20 protein-coding genes and 1 pseudogene are annotated in these 20,376 nt (G+C 35.2%); 18 read left to right on the forward strand and 3 right to left on the reverse strand.

The window, feature by feature from the left end:
- Positions 1–122: 122 nt before the first annotated feature.
- The 6 genes from RBQ61_RS09105 (at position 123) to RBQ61_RS09130 (ending at position 6,293) form a co-directional block, all read left to right on the forward strand.
- Complete coding sequence (locus tag RBQ61_RS09105; protein ID WP_308137024.1) at positions 123–1,868, forward strand: peptide ABC transporter substrate-binding protein; 1,746 nt, start codon at positions 123–125, stop codon at positions 1,866–1,868.
- Between the two features lie 397 nt (positions 1,869–2,265).
- Positions 2,266–2,646, forward strand: a complete 381-nt coding sequence (locus tag RBQ61_RS09110) for a MarR family winged helix-turn-helix transcriptional regulator (RefSeq protein WP_308137025.1) — start codon at positions 2,266–2,268, stop codon at positions 2,644–2,646.
- Positions 2,647–2,866: 220 nt separating this feature from the next.
- A complete protein-coding gene (locus RBQ61_RS09115) occupies positions 2,867–3,220 on the forward strand; it encodes a carboxymuconolactone decarboxylase family protein (RefSeq protein WP_308137026.1) in 354 nt (117 codons plus the stop codon).
- 66 nt (positions 3,221–3,286) lie between these two features.
- On the forward strand, positions 3,287–5,005 hold the full coding sequence (gene lpdA / locus RBQ61_RS09120) for a dihydrolipoyl dehydrogenase (RefSeq protein ID WP_308137027.1): 1,719 nt from the start codon (positions 3,287–3,289) through the stop codon (positions 5,003–5,005).
- Between the two features lie 186 nt (positions 5,006–5,191).
- Complete coding sequence (locus RBQ61_RS09125) at positions 5,192–6,025, forward strand: HAD family hydrolase (RefSeq protein WP_308137028.1); 834 nt, start codon at positions 5,192–5,194, stop codon at positions 6,023–6,025.
- Positions 6,026–6,101: 76 nt separating this feature from the next.
- Positions 6,102–6,293: a DUF378 domain-containing protein gene (locus RBQ61_RS09130; RefSeq protein ID WP_213926915.1), complete on the forward strand. Its 192-nt coding sequence runs from the start codon at positions 6,102–6,104 to the stop codon at positions 6,291–6,293.
- Between the two features lie 85 nt (positions 6,294–6,378).
- Here the strand turns inward: RBQ61_RS09130 and RBQ61_RS09135 are convergent, their stop codons facing one another.
- Positions 6,379–6,594 (reverse strand): asparagine synthase, encoded by a 216-nt coding sequence (locus RBQ61_RS09135; RefSeq protein ID WP_308137029.1) that lies wholly within the window; start codon positions 6,592–6,594, stop codon positions 6,379–6,381.
- 174 nt (positions 6,595–6,768) lie between these two features.
- On the opposite strand from RBQ61_RS09135, the gene RBQ61_RS09140 reads away from it, so the two are divergent.
- The 3 genes from RBQ61_RS09140 to RBQ61_RS09150 all read left to right on the forward strand — a co-directional run bounded on the left by RBQ61_RS09140 (position 6,769) and on the right by RBQ61_RS09150 (position 9,113).
- Positions 6,769–7,698 (forward strand): TIGR01212 family radical SAM protein, encoded by a 930-nt coding sequence (locus RBQ61_RS09140; RefSeq protein ID WP_308137030.1) that lies wholly within the window; start codon positions 6,769–6,771, stop codon positions 7,696–7,698.
- A gap of 121 nt (positions 7,699–7,819) precedes the next feature.
- Positions 7,820–8,248 (forward strand): hypothetical protein, encoded by a 429-nt coding sequence (locus RBQ61_RS09145; protein ID WP_308137031.1) that lies wholly within the window; start codon positions 7,820–7,822, stop codon positions 8,246–8,248.
- Positions 8,249–8,558: 310 nt separating this feature from the next.
- Complete coding sequence (locus RBQ61_RS09150; protein ID WP_308137032.1) at positions 8,559–9,113, forward strand: DUF6648 family protein; 555 nt, start codon at positions 8,559–8,561, stop codon at positions 9,111–9,113.
- 250 nt (positions 9,114–9,363) lie between these two features.
- Here the strand turns inward: RBQ61_RS09150 and RBQ61_RS09155 are convergent, their stop codons facing one another.
- On the reverse strand, positions 9,364–9,858 hold the full coding sequence (locus RBQ61_RS09155; RefSeq protein ID WP_308137033.1) for a hypothetical protein: 495 nt from the start codon (positions 9,856–9,858) through the stop codon (positions 9,364–9,366).
- Positions 9,859–10,033: 175 nt separating this feature from the next.
- Here RBQ61_RS09155 and RBQ61_RS09160 point away from each other — a divergent pair, with 175 nt between their 5' ends.
- Positions 10,034–10,975, forward strand: a complete 942-nt coding sequence (locus RBQ61_RS09160; RefSeq protein ID WP_308137034.1) for an RluA family pseudouridine synthase — start codon at positions 10,034–10,036, stop codon at positions 10,973–10,975.
- Positions 10,953–12,603: pseudogene (locus RBQ61_RS17645) on the forward strand (nucleoside kinase). Before RBQ61_RS09160 ends, RBQ61_RS17645 begins: the two are co-directional and overlap by 23 nt.
- A 40-nt stretch (positions 12,604–12,643) precedes the next feature.
- Here RBQ61_RS17645 and rodA read toward each other — a convergent pair.
- Positions 12,644–13,798: a rod shape-determining protein RodA gene (rodA, locus tag RBQ61_RS09175; RefSeq protein ID WP_308137037.1), complete on the reverse strand. Its 1,155-nt coding sequence runs from the start codon at positions 13,796–13,798 to the stop codon at positions 12,644–12,646.
- 170 nt (positions 13,799–13,968) lie between these two features.
- Here rodA and ruvC point away from each other — a divergent pair, with 170 nt between their 5' ends.
- Genes ruvC through yajC form a run of 7 tightly spaced genes read left to right on the forward strand, consistent with a single transcriptional unit; the run spans position 13,969 to position 20,365 of the window.
- Positions 13,969–14,469, forward strand: coding sequence for a crossover junction endodeoxyribonuclease RuvC (ruvC, locus tag RBQ61_RS09180; protein ID WP_308137038.1), 501 nt, complete (start codon positions 13,969–13,971; stop codon positions 14,467–14,469).
- An 11-nt stretch (positions 14,470–14,480) separates the two neighbouring features.
- Entirely contained in the window at positions 14,481–15,077 is a 597-nt protein-coding gene (gene ruvA, locus RBQ61_RS09185; RefSeq protein WP_308137039.1) for a Holliday junction branch migration protein RuvA, read from the forward strand.
- 2 nt (positions 15,078–15,079) lie between these two features.
- Positions 15,080–16,114, forward strand: coding sequence for a Holliday junction branch migration DNA helicase RuvB (gene ruvB, locus RBQ61_RS09190; protein WP_308140104.1), 1,035 nt, complete (start codon positions 15,080–15,082; stop codon positions 16,112–16,114).
- Positions 16,115–16,123: 9 nt separating this feature from the next.
- Complete coding sequence (locus tag RBQ61_RS09195) at positions 16,124–17,860, forward strand: SpoIID/LytB domain-containing protein (RefSeq protein ID WP_308137040.1); 1,737 nt, start codon at positions 16,124–16,126, stop codon at positions 17,858–17,860.
- Positions 17,857–18,894 carry a tRNA preQ1(34) S-adenosylmethionine ribosyltransferase-isomerase QueA gene (gene queA / locus RBQ61_RS09200; RefSeq protein ID WP_308137041.1) on the forward strand — a complete coding sequence of 346 codons (1,038 nt, stop codon included), beginning with the start codon at positions 17,857–17,859 and terminating at the stop codon, positions 18,892–18,894. The genes RBQ61_RS09195 and queA overlap by 4 nt, the downstream gene beginning before the upstream one ends.
- Positions 18,895–18,904: 10 nt before the next feature.
- Positions 18,905–20,014, forward strand: coding sequence for a tRNA guanosine(34) transglycosylase Tgt (gene tgt / locus RBQ61_RS09205; protein WP_308137042.1), 1,110 nt, complete (start codon positions 18,905–18,907; stop codon positions 20,012–20,014).
- Positions 20,015–20,029: 15 nt separating this feature from the next.
- Entirely contained in the window at positions 20,030–20,365 is a 336-nt protein-coding gene (yajC, locus tag RBQ61_RS09210; protein WP_308137043.1) for a preprotein translocase subunit YajC, read from the forward strand.
- The last annotated feature ends 11 nt before the right edge of the window (positions 20,366–20,376 follow it).

Raw genomic sequence — 20,376 nt, forward strand, 5'->3', positions numbered from 1 at the left:
GATGTTTTCATCCTTTATGCAATGTGTTAAAAGTATAACTCTTGACATATTGCATAAAAAGGGTGATAATATAAATGCAGCCAAAAAATGGCTGTAAATACATAGATATTTGGAGGGATTTTATGTTAAAGAGAGTACTGGCGTTAATAGTGGTACTAGCAATGGTATTTTCTATAGTTGGCTGCGCTAAGCAGGAAGCACCTGCACCTACAGATGAGCCAGCAGAGGAAACACCATCAGAAGAACAGCCGGCTGAACAAGCAGCAGGTAATGACGATTATTTAGTTTGGAACATAGCAGTTGACTCACAAACTTGGGACCCAACGCTTAACAGTTCTGCAGACGGTGGACACATAATTCAAAACTTATTTGAAGGTTTGACAAGAGAAACAAAAGATGGTATTGAAGCTGCCGCAGCAGATAGTTGGGAAATTACAAATGACGGTAAAACTTATACATTCAAATTAAAAGAAGGTCTTAAGTGGTCAGACGGACAACCGTTAACAGCTAAGGATTTTGAATATGCTTGGAAAAGAGCATGCGATCCCGCAACAGCATCAGAATATTCTTTCCTTGTAACTAGCTACTTAGTTGGTGGAGAAGAATTTTTTAACGGTGAAGGTACAATAGATGAAGTGGGAGTTAAGGCACTTGACGATACAACTTTAGAAGTTAATCTGAAATTCCCTGTATCTTACTTCCTGAGCTTGACTTCATTCTATACTTACATGCCTGTAAGACAGGACATAGTTGAAGCTAACGGTGAAGGTTGGGAAAAGAATCCTGAAACTTGTATTTCAAACGGAGCTTTCAAGCTTTCTGAATATAAGACTGGCGATCATTTAACAATGGTTAAGAACGACCAGTACTGGGATGCAGACAGCATTAAACTTGCTGGAATTAAAGGCCTTATGATAGTTGAAGGAACTACTGCTCTTAACGGTTATGAAAATGGAGAAATCCAAGTTCTTGACAGTATTACTATAGAACAGATTCCAAGACTTCAAAAAGAAGATCCTAACTTCAAAATTACTCCTCACATCGGAACATACTATGTAAACTTCAACGTTGACGACGATGTATTTAAGGATGTAAGAGTAAGAAAAGCATTCTCACTTGCTATTGACAGAAAAGCGTTTGTTGAACAGGTTACAAAGGGTGGGCAGGTTCCTGCAACAGGATTTATACCATCCGGTATGCAGTATTCTGAAGGAACTGACATCAGACCGTTGGATGAAAATGGACTTCCAGCAGTTGAGTATGGTATAGACCCAAGCAAAGCATTAGTAGAAGAAGCTCAGACATTATTAGCTGAAGCTGGATATCCTAATGGAGAAGGATTATCTGAAGTAACATTCCTTTACAATACAAACGAAAACAATAAGAAAATTGCTGAAGCATTACAGGGTATGTGGAAACAAAACCTTGGCGTAGATGTTACACTTCTTAATCAAGACTGGGCTGTATTCCAGGAAGAAAGAAGAGCTGGAAACTACATGATGGCCAGAGGCGGCTGGTTGGGTGACTACGGTGATCCAATGACTATGCTTGATTTATTTGCATGTAAATCAGGAAACAATGATCCTCAGTGGAGATACAAAGAAATGTCTGTTTTGGCACCTCATGATAAAATGCTGAACCCAGAGCAGGAAGAATTTGAAAATGCAATTGATGCTTCAATGCTTGCAAGCGGAAAAGACAGAGATGAGCAATTGAAGATAGCTGAAGATGCTCTTATGAACAATCATGTTATAGCTCCTATTTACTACTATACATTCACAAACATAGTTGATGAATCTGTAGTTGAAGGTGTTGAGCTTACAATGACTAATAAATGGGATTTCAGACACGCTGAGATTATAAAATAAGAAAGTTACGAAAATACGGCAGATTTTCTGCCGTATTTTTTTATGGAAATTTAGGGCTTTAAAAGCACCAAAAATTTTCCGTAGATTTAGAATCTAAGGATAAGGTGAACAAGAGAATAAATGATGTGAAAAATTGTTTAAATCAACGAATTGCTGGACTTTGAGTATGCTTTATGTTATTATAGTTGCACAATAAAGGAGCAAAGATAACATAATTATAAAAATTCTTCCGCAAAACTTTGCCATGGAAAAACTATTGTAATTGACTTCGAAACAAAAATGAAAAATATTCATGCCGCAAAATTAAGGAGGTTTTTAAATGTTTGATTTAGATAGATGAGTGGGATATATAGCAGATAATTCAAGTAAAATTATCTGTGATGCCTTTAGTGAGAGGGTGAAAGATTTAGGTGTAACCAGAGTACAGTGGATTGCTCTGTATTATTTAGGAAAAGATGAATTTATAAGTCAAAAGGAATTGGCTGAAAGAATGAGTGTAAAAGAATCATCTGTAGCTAGACTTTTAGATCGTATGGAAAGAGACGGATTAGTGGAAAGAGTCAGAAGCGAAGAAGATAAAAGAGTTATAAATTTAAGACTTACCGAAAAAGGAAGGCAGCGTAGAGCTAAATTGGTTCCGGAAGGTGAGAAATTTGAAAGATTGTTGCATAAAAACATATCGGATGAGGATATGAAGATATTTACAATGGTTTTATCAAAGATGGTTAATAATATATTGGAAGAGAATATGGATGAAAAATGTACACGTGAATTATAAAATGTGTGCATTTTTTTTATACTAGTAAATATATATAATGAAAATTACAAGGATTTGATGCTCTGCAGTTAAGTTGAGGCAACGAATCAACTTTTTTAAATATAAAAATATGTAAAATTATAATAGTTGTTAAAAATTTGTCCAAAAATGTTGACAAAAATCATTTTACTTGCTATACTAATAGTTAGCATAGCAAGTAAAATGATTGGGAGGATAAGAAATGGCTAAAGATGTAAGACAATTATTACAGGATTTTACAGGAGGAATGGAAGAGCTGTCAAATACCAGCGGAGCTCAGATTGATGCATTTATGAATTTATTGGGAGCGGCTTACGAGCCTGATGCATTGGATTTAAAAACAAAAGAATTAATAAGCGTAGGAGTTGCTGTTTACAATCGTTGTGAATATTGCATTGTTTTCCACACTTACAATGCTCTGCAGGCAGGTGCCACAAGAAAAGAAATTATAGAAGCAGCGATGGTTTCTGTAGCATTTGGAGGAGGCCCTTCAATGGCATATAGTTCAACAGTATTAAAAGATTCTCTTGATGAATTTGAAAAGGATTTTAAATAGGCAAAAAAGGATAATGAGCAGATTGGAGTCTCATTGCATAGTCTTTAAATTAACGGGAGGAATAAAGTGATATTTGATATAAAACTGGAAAAATTATCAGGTAGTGACAGATCCGGAGTGATAGGCAGCATATATAAGTCAAATGGAGACCCTGTAAAAGCAGGAGATGAAGTCCTCGATGTAGAAGTTAAAAAAAAGAACATTACCATTACTTCTGATGTGGAAGGAAAGATTGTAGAAATAAAAGCAAAACAAGGAGATAAGGTTTCAATAGGTGATGTTCTATATACTGTTGAAGGTGAAAAAGTCGAAAGTAAAGGGCAGACTGATAAGAAGCAGGGTTTTAATTATATGGCTAATTTTTTAAAACCGCAAAAAGAAACAATTGACGGAGACATAGTCATAATCGGCGGCGGTCCGGGAGGATATGTTGCTGCAATTGAAGGTGCTAAGGAAGGCGCTAATGTAATATTGATTGAAAAAGAAAGCCTGGGAGGAACCTGTCTCAATAGAGGATGCATACCAACAAAAGCTTTGGTGAGGTCTTCTGAGGTTTACAATATAGTTAAAAACTCTGAAGGATATGGAATTTTTAATTCTTCTCCAAGTTACGACTTTTCCAAAATAGTAGATAGAAAGAATGAAGTTGTAAAGGAATTGGTTGGAGGAATAGATTATCTGATGGCCAAAAATAATGTTACTGTATTCAGAGGAGACGGTCAAATAGTAAATAAGAATGTGGTATTTGTAAAGGAAAGGAACAAAGAAATTACAATTAATACAAAAAACATCATAATAGCCACCGGCTCAGATACATTTGTCCCTCCAATAAAAGGAGTGGAGTCAAAAAATGTACTGACTAGTACTGACATGTTGAATTTAAGCCAACTGCCTGAGAAAATAATTATTGTAGGTGGCGGTGTAATAGGTATGGAGTTTGCATTTATTTGCAATGCTTTAGATGTAGATGTTAGTGTGGTAGAGTTTGCTGATGATATTTTAGTTTCATTGGATGAAGATATAAGAGATGAAATCAGAGAGATAGCTGTAGAAAAAGGAATAAAGGTATATATCGGTTCAAAGGTTGAAGAAATTATAGATACCGAAGAAGGCAAGTCAATCGTATTATTCAATAAAGAAGGTAAAAATGGTTATATAACAGGTGACAAAGTTCTTATGGCAGTTGGAAGAAAGCCATTTTATGGTAATATAAATTTGGAAGAGCTGGGAATTGAAGTTGGCAGAAATAAAAGAGGAATAAAAGTTAACAGTAAGATGCAAACTACGGCAGAGAATATTTACGCTGTTGGAGATGTTACTAATGTGATACAATTGGCTCACGTTGCTTCTCATCAGGGTTTGGTTGCTATTGAGAACATAATGGGCAAAGATACAGAAACTGATTATTCTGCTATACCAAGCGTAATATTTACGAGCCCTGAAATTGCTTCTGTCGGCATTAGAGAAAAAGATGCAAGAGAGCAAGGTATACCCGTAAGCATTGGAAAGTTCCCATTTGGAGCTAACGGCAAGGCTCTGACTCAGGGAGACAGAAAGGGTTTTGTAAAAATAATAGCCCAGGAAGATACAGGCGTAATATTGGGTGGATCTATAATAGGTCCTCACGCTTCAGATCTTATACATGAAGTTGCAGTTGCAATAAAAAACAAATCAACCGCTGAACATGTAATTAATACTGTTCATGCTCATCCTACAACTGCCGAATCTGTACATGAGGCTATGTTAGCAGCTACAGCAAAAGGGGCAATACATTTGGCTGAGTAAATAGAATTGTAAGATTTATTTTAAAATTTTATACAGCAAAATAAAAAATATTAGAATTAGCATTTTTTTTTCTAATATTTTTTATTTTTTTATCGAATAGAGCCAGAGGATTGCTTAGAGTTGCTCAGCCGTTCTTTTATATATACAATTCCCTGAATACAGTGTATAATTAACAGGGGTGATTATATGAAGTATAAAATGGTTGTCCTTGACTTGGACGGAACTTTGCTGAATAATGATAAGCATATAAGCTTAAATAATATAGAAATATTAAATGATCTTCATGGAAGAGGAATAAAAATAGTTATTGCCACAGGTAGAAATTATTATATGGCAAAGACTCTTGTTAAGGATGTAGAAAATGTTGAGCCAGTTATTCTTGCAAACAACGGAGCTATAATAAGAAAATCACAGAATGACGAGCTCATTGAATGTAATTATCTAAGTCCTCTTGAGTTTGAAAAAATCTACCGAGAGGGAATAAAACGCAATTTGAATCCTGTTCTGCATGTGGATGAGTACTTTAACGGATATGACCTTATATATGAAAATGAGAATTTTGAGGAAGTATACAGGGGATATATTAAGAAGGGTTATGAAAGAGCGAAGCTTAAAAAATTTAATCCACTAGAAATCAAGAACATTTTGTCTGTATGTTATTTTAATGATTATAACATGCTTTGTGACTTCAGTGATGAAATGAATAAAATAAATAGAGGAAATTATAATACAATATGCAACAGAAATATAGGAAAAAGAGCTCTGCTTGAGTTCCTTCATCCTGATGGATGTAAGTGGAGTGCATTAAAAAAATACGCTTTACAGCACAATGTTGGACCGGATGAAATAGTATCAATAGGAGATGACAACAATGATATCGAACTTTTGAAAAATTCAGGCCTCGGAATTGCCATGTTAAACGGAACTGAAGAATCAAAAAAAGCTGCTAAAATAATTACTACGCACAATAACAATGATTCTGGAGTTTACCATATATTGAATGAAATATTTAAGATGTAAAAATATATAAGCTTTGTACATATTTCTCTTAGACATCAAATATAATGTAATAATATTAGATTGTTGAGGAGGAATTATGAGAATCTTAACTGCAATAGCGTCAATTCTTATTATCATAGGAGCTTTAAACTGGGGACTATACGGATTATCAAAAATTGATATAATTGAAAATTTCTTTGGCGGTTGGAAAAATAAATTTGGACGAATGCTTTACATTCTTATTGGACTTGCCGGACTTTATTCTCTTTTATACGTAATATTTGCGTAAAGCAATAATATTTTAAAGCAGCAATAACGCTCATCAGCGTTTTGCTGCTTTAAAATATTCCGCAGTAATTATTATCAGAAATTTTCTACTTAAACGAAACTGCTTTAGAAGCTTTTCTTACCATATTGCTGTTTTGGACTTTTTGACCTACAAACGTTGCGGAGCCCATAGCAATATGCGCCAGGCCAAAGCCTATAATTCCGTTTCTGTAGGATTTCGGAATATTATTTTTTAGTGCAAATCCCGTAGCTGTTACGGCGGTTCCTAAAACTGCGGGGATGATTCCTTCTCTAATATGCATATATACCTCCTGAATTTTTGTTGTTTAATTATTGTTTGCATAAATTTTAAAAATAATATAATTTTTATTACCAAAATATATAAATAATTATAATTTCAATTGCTTTAATTGTTTAATTTAATTATAATTATATGATATAAATAAAATTGCAAAATTACAAATGATAGGGGCAATATGAAATTATATAATGAATATTCTATATTTTTAAAAGAAAAATATGGCGAAAAGGTTTATAAGCTTCCGGTTAATATTCCATGTACATGTCCTAACCGCGACGGAACAATCGGATACGGAGGGTGCACATTTTGTGCAGATGTAGGTACAGGTTTTGAAATGCTTAAGAATACTATTAGTGTAAAGGAACAAATTGAAAAAAACATGCAGTATATATCTAAAAAGTATAAGGCAAAAAAATTCATTGCTTACTTCCAGAATTATACGAATACGTATCTTGAACTTGAAGAATTTAAAAAATATATCAATGAAGCAGTTGGTAAAGATATAGTGGGGATATCTGTTTCTACGAGGCCTGATTGTATAGGAAACGAATATCTTGAGTTTCTTAAAGAAGTAAAAGATTTATACAATATTGATATTTCAATAGAGCTGGGATTACAGACGGCAAATTACCACACACTTATATCCATTAACAGAGGGCATACTCTTGCTGAATTCATTGATGCTGTTATGAGAATAAAAAAATACGGTTTTGAAGTATGTACTCACGTTATTTTAAACCTGCCGGGAGATGATATTATTGATGCGAAGGAGACAGCAAAAATTTTGTCAGTACTCATGGTTGACCAGGTTAAAATTCACTCACTATATATTATGGAAAATACAAAGATGGGAATATTATATAAAAATAAGGAAATAACTGTTATTGACGAGGAAGAATATGTTGAAAGAGTAATTGTATTTCTGGAACATCTTGATAAGAATATAGTGGTGCAAAGGCTTGTGGGTAGAGCTCCGGAGAAAAACTCCCTGTTTGTTAACTGGGGTATGAGCTGGTGGAAAATAAAGGATGATATTCTTGAGAAAATGGAGAAGGAAGGCAGGCATCAAGGTTCCAAATCAATAAAAAATTATACCGCAGGTTAAAATGTAAAGACTTTTACTACAACTTGTAAATTTTAAAAATAAGTAGTGTAAACATTTTCAATTTGTGGTACAATATATATGTAATTAACTTTTATAAAAAAAACATAGGAGTGTGATTATTATGGTTCAATTAGTTTGTGGGCACAACGGCACCGGTAAAACAAGAAGAATGATTGATATGGCAAACAAAACAATCGATAGTATACATGGAAAGATGGTTTTTTTGGAAGCGAACAACCGACATATATTCGATTTGGATTACAGAATCAGATATATAAACACAAAAGAATTTGGACTAACAAATGCTGAGCAGTTTGAAGGCTTTGTATGCGGCTTAATTGCCACAGATTATGATATAGAACAGGTTTACATAGATGGATTGTACAAGATAGCCCAGGCGGGCATGGAAAAACTGGATTATGTAGTAGAAAGACTGGATTATTTATCAGAGAAATTTGATGTGAAATTTGTAATGAGTGTAAATCATGATGTAGAAGATATTCCGGAAGGATTAAGAGATAGAGTAATTGAAGAGGCAGTAATGCTATAGTTAGGTGAGCCACCGATTTATCGGTGGCTCATGCTGTTTTAAAACTATAAAAATCTCAGAAAATTCAACTATCAATCTAATCATCTAAATGCATTCGGTTTATCCGCAACAGGTGCCCTGCGGAACGAATCATTTTGGATGTTGTCATTTTGTTATGTTTGCTATTTAATAATTGCCGCCGATATTCGGCGGCAATTATCTTTAAAACGAATCTAATTTTAGGGACTTATCTCTGTCACTATTGCTAAAAAGCATTTTTTCTGTTAAAATTATTTTACTATTTAGTACGACTATTAGAAAGAGTGATCTTATGAATTATTTTAAACAGAGCAAGAATATTTTTGACGAGTTTTTCGAACACAGGGATATGCTGATTATTCAGCATATGAATGGTGATATCAATAAGAAGGAGTATCTTGAATTAAATTATAAATACATGCTTGAAAAAAATATTAAGCCGTTTCAGCGAATAGACAGTTTTGAAAAAGGCATGTACAATTATCAGTATTACAATATGATGGCAAAGTATCATAGAATGATTGCCCAAGAAATTAAGGACAAAGGGAAGCACATAAGCTTTTACAGCAAGTACTTGAATGATGCCGATTATTATTATAATGAGAAGGATAAAACAACATTCAGGCTTTTGAGATTCCTTCAGTACGAAAATGTAGAAGCATACTATATTAAAATGGAATCTACAATTCTTGAGGGTAAGCTTTATGAAATTGTGCTGAATGATTATGAATATGCGGTGCTTCATTCTAAAAGCCTGTGGCTTCTGGAAGTATTAAAAAAAGAAAATGTGTTTTCAGATAAAAAGAAAAAATCGGTTATTGATTACTATGTAAATTCTAAGTATTGATGAAAAGGCAATGAATATAAATTGTTCCTATAACTTTTATTGACACTTTTTTGGTTAAGAAAGCATCAATTAAAAGGTCTGCAGCATTTTTGAACTGTCTGCAGACCCCATAATTAATGAATTTTATAAATTATGATAAAATATGAAGTATTATAATAAAACACAGCAAACCATTAATTTAAAACTGTTTTGCTGTGTACTTGATGTTCTTATTTATTAAGCTTTGATTTTAGTATTTCTGTCGACATCACTATTGTGCGTTTGCTATTATCTTTATCACATTGTCCAACGATGTTCCCACTTCTATTTCAAATGTTCCGCTTCTAAGCCTTGTATCAAGTCCCAGCTCAACTGATCTGTTTAAAAACTCATTCTTGTCATCAATTAGATTGGAATTAAGAAGGATATCTCCGATTGTCGATGGATATGAACCTTCCGGAATACTAACTGTTGCAAATAATTTGTTTCCGCCATTAGTTTCTGATCCTGGGTTATCATCTTGCGCTGGTTCTTCAGGGCTTTCCGGATTTTCGGGGTCAGGAGTGTCTTCGCCGGTTGGTGTCTCAGGGTTATTTTCCGATGCAACGGGAAAATCTTCAATAACATCCTTTTCAATGCCCCTGCTAAATAAAATGTCAAACCTCCAACTTAATATTACAGCCATAATAACGATTACCGTAATAATCAACCCATAGTCCGTAATATTATATAAAAAGTCTCTTATTGCATTAATTATTGTTTTCATTTGTAACTCCTTGAGATTATCCTATTGATTAATAATAGCACAAAATTCGCTCATATACAATAATCACGTTATATAAAAACCTACTAAATTTTATCAAATTTTACAAAGGTATATACTTTCACTAATAATTTGGTATAATATAATGAAGATATCACAAAACAGACATGGAGAAAACATGAAGGAAATAATAATTACTAATAATGAAGAAGGCCAAAGACTTGATAGATTCTTAAAAAAATATCTTAATAAAGCTAATCAGTCCTTTATTTATAAAATGATAAGGAAGAAAAATATAAAATTGAACAATTCCAAGGCAGAACCTGAAATCCTTTTAAAAAAGGATGATTTGGTGCAGGTTTATCTATCTGATGAAACAATCTCAAAATTCAGAGAAAAGAAAACACTAAAACAGACAGATATACATTTTGGCGTTGTATATGAAGATGATAATATTCTTATTGTAAACAAACCCATAGGCTTAAGTAGTCAGCCTGACGAGACAAGTTCAATAAACCTTGTGGATGAGATTAAAATGTATCTGGATGCAAAGGAGAAGAATATCAGTTTTACTTTCAAGCCGGCAGTATGCAACAGGCTGGACAAGAATACTTCAGGTCTGGTTATTGCAGCAAAAAACTATGAGACACTGAAACAGACAAACATGGCTATAAGAGAAAGAAGCATAAAAAAATTCTACATGGCAAAGGTGCACGGAATAATCGATAACACTATTGAACTTAAGGATTACCTGATTAAAAACGAAAATAAAAATATGGTGAAAATAATAAAAAACGAAGCTGAAAGTGCAAAACGGGTAATTACCACGGTACGTCCCTTGAGGGAAGAAGGTAATTTTACATGGCTTGAGATAGAAATAGAAACCGGAAGAGCACACCAGATAAGAGCCCATCTTGCATCCATAGGGCATCCAATTGTGGGAGACAAAAAGTATGGCAGAAAAGATAGTGAAAAGCACCAGATTCTGCATGCCTATAAATTGATTTTAGAAGGATATGAAGGCAGCTTGTCTTATTTGAACGGAAAGACGGTAAAGTCGGAAATTAATGACAGATTTTTATTAAGGGGGAAAACTCATGAAAATAGAATTAGTAAATGAAAATAAAAATGTAGACATAGATAATAATAAATCTTTGTATGATTTTTTGAAGGAATACAAAACGGATTATAAAAAATATCTCGGAATCAAAGTAAACAATAAACTGCGTGAGCTTGTCAACGCAGATTTCTGCGAAAATGATAAGGTCGAATTTCTGGATATAACAGACAGGGACGGACACAGGATTTATGTGAGAACTCTTTCTTTGATTTACATAAAAGCATGCAAGGATGTATTTAAGAATATAGATGTGGAGATTAAGCATTCATTAAACAAGGGATTGTATACAGAACTTGAATTTAAGCAGCCGGTAAATAATACCAAGCTTGAAAGCATAAAAAAGAGAATGAAGGAAATTATAGATGCTCAAAGACCTGTTAATACTGTTTTTTTAGATATCGATGAAGCTGAAAAAATATTCTTAGGACAGGGCATGAAAGATAAGGCAGAGCTTCTGAAATATTGGACTAAAGATAAAATTCGTGTATATGAACTTGATGGATACTATGATACCTTCTACGGCTACCTGGCACCAAATACAGGTTATATAGATAAATTTGACTTGAGGCTGTTTTATCCCGGAATAATATTAAATTTTCCCACAAAAGAAAGCAACTTTGAACTTCCCGAATACATTGAACAGAAGAAGCTTTACAAAGTGTTCAAGGAAGCAGAGGAGTGGGGAGAAATAATGGATGTAGGCTATGTAGGCGTTCTAAACAAAAAAAATAGTCAATAATACAATTAATGATATGATCCGTATTAACGAAGCCCTGCATGAGAAAAAAATCGCCTATATTGCGGATGAGATAGCCGGTGACAAAAATATTAAAATAGTGCTCATAGCTGGTCCATCCTCTTCGGGCAAGACTACATTTGCGCAGAGGCTGTCAATTCAGCTGAGAGTTAACGGGAAAAAGACATATGCGCTTTCTCTTGATGATTACTTTGTTGACAGGTATCTGACACCTAAGGACGAAAATGGTGCTTATGATTTTGAGACGATTGACGCTTTGGATTTGGATTTGTTTAACGAGCAGCTGTTGAGCCTTATGACCTGTGAAACTGTTAAATTGCCGGTCTATAATTTTAAGCTTGGCAAGAGGGAATATACCAGAGAGCCCGTTACCCTGACGAAAGATCACATAATTATTATTGAAGGAATACACGGGTTGAATGATAAACTCACAAAGCAGATACCTCAAATCAATAAGTTTAAGATTTATATAAGTGCTTTGACTCAGCTGAACATAGATAATCACAATCGTATTTCTACATCTGATTTAAGGCTACTGAGGAGAATAGTGCGAGACAATACTCACCGGGGAAATGATGCGTTGAAAACAATGGAGCTTTGGGATAATGTAGTTAGAGGAACTGAAAGGTTTATTTTTCCGTATCAGGAAAATGCAGATGCAATATTTAACTCTGCTTTGGTATATGAACTGTGCGTACTAAAAAAATACGCTGAGCCTCTTATAAACGGAATAGAAAAAAATAGCAAGTTTTATCCCGAGAGGCAGCGATTACTGAAGTTTTTAAGCTATTTTAAATCAATCGAAGATGAAAGTGCAATTGCAAGCACATCAATTTTGAGGGAATTTATAGGTGGAAGCTGTTTTGAATAAAAAAAGGAGTTGAACAATTAACAAATTGTTCAACTCCTTTTTACATGAAATCATTTAAATCTACTTTTCCTCTTTTCATACCTACGCTGAGGGCGAGCCCCATGCTTACCATATTTATAAGCATAAATGTTCCTCCAGAACTTATAAACGGAAGAGGTATACCTGTTACAGGTAACAATCCCATTGTCATGCCTATATTTTCGAAAATATGGAAGAATTGCATGGAGGCTATTCCTGTCACTATCAGGGATCCGAACAGGTTAGATGAATGTTTCGCAATACGTATCAACCTGTTAAGCAAGATTGCATAAAGACTGAGCAGAAAAAGACCTCCAATGAGCCCTAATTCTTCTCCTATTACCGCAAATATAAAATCTGTTTCCTTTGTCGGCAGGTATCCAAGCTGGTTTTGAACTCCGTTGTACAATCCTCTGCCGTAAAGCATGCCTGAGCCGATGGCAGTCTTGGACTGTATAACCTGGTAACCTGTATCTTCCGGGTCCAGTTCGGGGTAAAAGAATGTTACTATTCTGTCTATACGATAATCTTCATTGGGTGTATAATCCTGCATTATATAGTAGAGAAAAACAAGCCCTACTATAAGAAGTATAAGAATAATTAACATGACTGAAATAATATATTTCCTGTCTATCCCAGCTACGAAAATCATAACCGCAATAAAGAAAATGAAAACCATGGCGGTTCCAAAATCAGGCTGCATTAAAATTAATGCTATTGGGAAAAATGCAAAAATTAAAACTTTTATAAGCACTGCAGGATCGTTCAAATTTTCCTTGTTTATATCAATGTATTTTGATACTGATATTATAACTCCAAATTTAGCCAATTCTGAAGGCTGAAATACAATAGGACCTACGGAAATCCAGCTTCGTACATCACCCCATTCTGAGGCGCTTACGGGATTTATAAGAACATATACCAGCAGAATCACAGTTACTCCGTAAATTGGGATATAAAAGGTTCCGTATATGTCGTAGTCTATCATTACGAGCACAAGCAGTACAGCTAGACCAATCCCGAAGGCAGCTATCTGAGTTTTTAAATACGGCTCGCTTCCGGATATTTTGCTCATGGTTGCGCTATTAATTATTATAAAACCAAAAACACACAATATAATCGTTGTAAAAAACAACACAAAATCAAACCTCTTAAGTTTGCTTTCTTTCTTAAACATGTTAAACTCCTTTGTAATATACGTTATTATATCATATTTTAATATAATGAAAAGTAAAATATTATTTATGACAATAATTGTATACCGTGATATTTCAGGGGTTAAAAAGTTCTTAACATGACGATGAATCTATGTTATAATTTGAAATAACCCAAGAGTTAGGAGAAACTATGATTATATTCGGTATAGATCCGGGCCTTGCCATATCAGGCTACGGTATTTTAAATTATGTCGGAAATAAATTCGAAGTATTGGATTACGGTGCGGTTACAACAGACAGCTGTGAAGAATTCCCAAAGAGGCTAAAAAAAATATATGACAGATATACAGAGCTGTTTATGTTGTACAAGCCCGAAGCAGTTGCCATTGAGGAACTTTTTTATAATAAAAATGTTAAGACAGCCATAGCCATTGCAGAGGCAAGGGGGGTACACCTTTTAGCAGCGGAAAATTTCGGAATACCTTTGTATGAATACACACCTCTTCAGATAAAGCAGGGCATTGTGGGCTACGGCAGAGCCGAAAAAAGGCAGATCCAAGAAATGGTGAAAATAATACTTCACCTTGAATGCATTCCAAAGCCAGATGATGTAGCCGACGGACTGGCGGCAGCTATCTGTCATGCTCATTCATTAAAATATGCAAATAACTATAAAATATTAAAATATTAACGGAGTGTCAGATGATTAGTTATATCAAAGGTGAAGTAGTAAAAAAAGGACCTGATTACATAGTTGTAGAAAATAATGATATAGGCTACTATGTAAGCACATCCCGCTCAACTTTAAATAAGGTAAGTGAAGGAGAGAGGACTTCAATACATATATATATGCATGTAAGAGAGGATAATATTGCGCTGTACGGGTTTCTGACCTCGGATGAAATTGAAATGTATAAAAAACTAATTTCAGTGAATGGTATCGGCCCTAAAGCAGGATTATCAATTTTGTCCACTTATGAAACAAATACTGTTAAGGAAATAATTATTAAAGATGATGTTGCAAGCATGTCCAAGGTTCCCGGCATAGGGAAAAAAACAGCAGGGAAAATAATTCTTGAGTTAAAGGACAAAGTTGGAACACTTGACAGCATAGAAGTTTCGGCACCAACGGAAATTCAGCGCTTTGATTCCGAATCAGATGATGTAATAAATGGTTTAATATCACTGGGATTTAATCCGAATGAATCTAAAAAGGCCCTTGATAAAATTGACACGACTGGAAAGACGGAGAACGAAATTATTAAGGAAGCATTAAAAAATATTAACAGGCAGGGATAATGATGTTTGAAAGAGAAAATGAAATAGTTGCCGGTACTGCAAATACAGGTGAGGAAGAACTTGAACTCAGCCTGAGGCCCCAAAGACTCTGTCAATATATTGGACAAAGCAAGGTTAAAGAGGTTCTTAATATTTTCATTCAGTCGGCTCAAATGAGAAATCAGCCTCTGGATCATGTGCTGCTTTCTGGGCCTCCTGGGTTGGGAAAAACCACGCTTGCCAATATTATTTCAAATGAAATGGGAGTGAACATCAGAGTTACATCAGGTCCGGCGATAGAAAGGCAGGGAGATTTAGCAGCAATATTGACGAATTTAAACGAGAATGATGTGCTGTTTATTGATGAGATTCACAGAATAAATAAGAATGTGGAAGAAATCTTATACCCTGCACTTGAGGATTTCGCTCTTGATATTATAATAGGCAAGGGACCATCAGCAAGATCTATAAGGCTTGATTTGCCGAAATTTACTTTAATCGGTGCCACAACAAGATCTGGAATGCTGGCATCACCTTTGAGAGACAGGTTCGGTGTCATGTGCAACCTGGATTTTTATAATGTAAAAGATTTAAAAGAAATTGTACTTCGTTCTGCCGGAATTATTGATGTTGAAATAAATGAGAATGGAGCAGAAGAAATTGCAAGGAGATCAAGGGGAACACCTAGAATAGCAAACAGACTACTAAGGCGTGTAAGGGATTATGCCATAGTGAAAAGTGACGGAATAATCGATACAGAAACGGCTGACAGCGCTCTTAAAATGTTAGAAATAGATGAAATGGGACTGGATAAACTTGACAGGAGAATATTGAACACAATCATTGATTTTTACAAGGGAGGCCCTGTAGGGCTGGAAACTCTGTCTGCTTCAATAGGTGAAGAAAAGGGAACGATAGAGGATGTTTATGAACCTTATCTTCTTCAGATAGGATATTTGAGCCGAACGCCAAGAGGTAGAATCGTTACAGAACATGGATACAGGCATGTAAATAAGCATAGAAAAAATACAAGTCAAACAACAATTGATCTGGATTAGGTGATTTATATGAAAAAAAACATATTGAAGATTACAGCTATGTCTTTATTGATTTTAATTTTATCAATTTCTGCCTGCTTCGGAGCTTCTGATGAAGAATATGTTAGAATCAGAATACGGTATCCAAGAGTATACAACGAGCAGTCATCAATCCAGAGCTATGAAGATATAACCGTTTATGAACTGGATGGAAAGCCGGAGGAGCTGTTTCAGTTAAATGAAGACAGCTTATGTCTCCTCTTAGATTCGTATTTCGACAGTGAATACAGCTACACACAGGAAAAAAACAAGGCGTCTGTTGGACCAAACCATGTTGTTCTTGACCAGCTATATTCTTCTTTTGAAAAAGCTGATAGAGTTGCAAATGAACTGGAGGAAGAATTCAGAGAAGACTTTTTCCCACAGCTTAGTAATGATGGCTACAGAATTTACGGTGGTATGTATGCTGACATGTACGGAGCAAAAGAGTTAATGGAAGAAATGGTTGACGAGGGGTATGAAGTAGAAGTTGTAAGCACTAATATGCAAAATGTAGCAGCCTATGATGATAATGACAATGTTGCATTTATGTACAGTAACGACATGGACATATATTTTTCATCATACAATGACGGCGAAGGCTGTGAAATGATTAAAATTGATAAGAAACCTTACAGGGGTTTTATAGGGTTTAAAATAATAGATAATTCTAAGCTTATTTCTATTAATTTTGTAGATCTTGAAAGCTATCTGTATGGTGTAGTTCCAAATGAAATATCCGCTTCATGGGGAAAAGAGTCTCTTAAAGCACAGGCGGTTGCAGCCAGGACATATGCAGTTTCTTGCCTAAGTCCTTATGCTTCATACGGCTATGATATGGATGACAACCAAAACAGCCAGGTATACATGGGTTATTCTTCGGAAAAGGAATCAACTAATGAAGCTGTAGATGAAACAAAGGGTGAAATGATTTATTATGAAGACAAGCTTATTCAAGCATTTTATCATTCTACCAGCGGAGGAAAAACCGAGAATACGGAAAATGTATGGTCGTCAAAACTTCCGTATGGCGTTGCTGTAGATGATGAGTATTCGGACAGGTCTGATTCACCGTACAATGAATGGCAGAAATCATATAAAAGAAGCGAAATAATTAAAATGCTCAATGATGATGGAAACAACGTTGATGAGCTTTACAGTATAGAAATAGCGGAGGTTTCTGAAAATAACAGGGTTTTGAAATGCATATTTTTAACTGATATTGGAGAAATTGTATATTATAAGGAAGATGCAAGGCTTGTTCTTGGTCTTATGAGCCAATGGTTTACAGTTGAAAACGGAACAGTGTATTATTTTACAAATGAATTTACATTTGATAAAAGTTCAAGCACAGCTGAAGATGACGGTTTAAAGCAGGAAATCCCTTCAAGAGGAGGAATTCTGGATCACATAATAGATGAAATACCAGAAGAAGATGCAGGCAGCGAAACGGCGGATACGGTGAATCGATTGGATACAGGAAGTGTTACAGGCCGACATGTAATATCATCCTCAGGTACAAAAAAATTAACACAAGAAAAAATTTCAGTTATTAGCTCTTCAGGAGTATCTGTTTTGGATACAGATTCATCAGATTACAATTTCCAGGGAAGAGGCTGGGGGCACGGTATCGGCATGAGCCAGTACGGAGCCAAGCAAATGGCTGAAGAAGGATTTAAGTACGACGAAATATTAGAACATTACTATACTGGAGTAACAATTAGATGATAAATGATTTTAAGACAAGTGATTTTTATTATGATCTTCCCCAGGAGCTTATAGCTCAGACTCCTATAAAGGATAGGGATCATTCAAGACTTCTGGTGCTTGATAAAAGTACCGGAGAGGTTGAGCATAGACATTTCTATGAAATTGTGAACTATTTAAAAAAAGGCGACTGCCTTGTAATTAACGATACTAAGGTGCTACCGGCGAGGCTTTTTGGAACAAGAAAGGATACGGGAGCCGTAATTGAGCTTCTTTTGTTGAAAAGGATTGATGACAACAAATGGGAAACTTTAGTTAAACCAGGCAAGAAAGCAAGGAACGGAGTTGAAATAGTATTCAAAGAAAATCTGCTTTCCGGCAAAATAATAGAGGTTGAGGATGATGGTAATCGAATAATTGAATTTAAATATAATGGAATTTTTGAGGAAATACTGGATCAGTTGGGAGAAATGCCGCTTCCTCCGTACATACACGAGAAGCTGGAGGATAAGAACAGGTATCAGACGATTTATGCTAAAAATCCCGGTTCTGCTGCCGCACCTACTGCCGGATTACATTTCAATGACGAATTGTTGAAAAAGATAGAAGAAATGGGAACAGACATAGCCAGGCTGACGTTGCATGTAGGGCTTGGAACCTTTAGACCGGTTAAGTCTGAATTTATTTCCGAGCATAAAATGCACTCTGAATATTATGAGCTGTCGGAAATCGAGGCGGAAAAAATAAACAGGGCAAAAATGAATGGAAATAGAATAATCTCTGTTGGAACAACAAGCACGAGAACATTGGAAACAATAGGAGATGATCGTGGATTTGTTAGAGCTCAAAAAGGATGGACAGATATATTTATATATCCGGGATATAAATACAAGGTTGTGGACACACTTATTACAAATTTCCATCTGCCAGAGTCCACGCTTATAATGCTTGTAAGTGCGCTGGCAGGCAAAGAAAACATAATGAATGCTTATAATATTGCAGTAAAAAACAAATACAGGTTTTTCAGCTTCGGCGATGCTATGCTGATTAAATAAAGGGTGAAATATGTTTAATTTTGAATTAATAAAAGAATCTAAAGAATGTAAGGCAAGGTTGGGAATTATCCATACAAATCACGGAGATATAGAAACACCTATTTTCATGCCGGTGGGAACTAAGGCGACTGTAAAGGCAATGACTCCTGAAGAAATGAAATCGTTGGAAGCTCAAATAATATTGAGCAATACATACCATTTGTACTTAAGACCCGGACATGAGCTTATTAGAGAAGCTGGAGGATTGCACAAGTTTATGAACTGGGATGGTCCAATTCTAACGGACAGCGGAGGGTTTCAGGTGTTCAGCCTCGGAGATTTAAGAAAAATCAGGGAAGAGGGAGTTGAATTCAGATCCCACATAGACGGTTCTAAGCACTTCATAAGCCCTGAAAAGTCTATGGAAATACAAAACTACCTGGGATCGGATATAATGATGGCATTTGATGAATGTGCTCCTTATCCGGCAACATATGAATATGTTGAAAAATCTATGCAGAGAACTACAAGATGGGCAAAACGTTGCAAGGACTTTCATAAAAATATCGACAATCAGGCATTGTTTGGTATTGTGCAGGGAGGAATGTACAAAGATTTGAGAATAGAAAGTGTAAAGCAACTCACAGAGCTTGATTTCCCTGGATATGCTGTTGGAGGGCTAAGCGTAGGTGAGCCGAGAGAATTGATGTGCGAGGTAATGGATTATACCGTTGAGCTTCTGCCAAAGAAAAAACCAAGATACCTGATGGGTGTTGGAAGTCCTGATTATCTGTTTGAAGCGGTTGAAAGAGGAATAGATATGGCGGACTGTGTGCTTCCCACAAGAATGGCAAGGCACGGTGCATTCATGACGAGCAAAGGACAGCTTACCATTAAAAATGCCAAGCACAAGCATGATTTTGGGCCAATTGACGAAGAGTGCGGATGCTACACATGCCGAAACTATTCAAGGGCTTATATAAGGCATTTATTCAGTGAAAACGAGATACTTGGTGCAAGGCTTGCATCAATTCATAATTTATTTTTCTTGATTAATTTAATGAAACGTATTAGAATAAGTATAATGGAAGACAATTTCATGAAATTTAAAAAACAATTTTATGAGAACTATGGATACTAAACATTAGGAGGAAATATGGAACAATATAGCGGAATTTTAATGATGGTCGTTTTATTTGCATTAATGTATTTTATGATGATCAGACCGCAGAAAAAAAAGGACAAAGAAATAAAGGCAATGAGAGACAGCCTGGCTACAGGAGATGAAGTCATTACAATCGGCGGAATTCATGGAAAAGTAGTTAAGGTTAATGATGAAATCGTGGTATTAGAAATGCCGCACGCTAAGCAAAGAATTGAATTCTCTAAATGGGCAATAGGAAATGTTGTTAAAAAGGGAAAAGAAAAAGCAGCTGCTGTCGAAGAAGTTGAAACTGAAACCAAATCGACAGATGAAGATGATAATAAGTAATTGATACATAT

This window comes from Sedimentibacter sp. MB35-C1, from assembly GCF_030913635.1.
In the GTDB taxonomy this organism is placed as follows: Bacteria; Bacillota; Clostridia; order Tissierellales; family Sedimentibacteraceae; genus Sedimentibacter.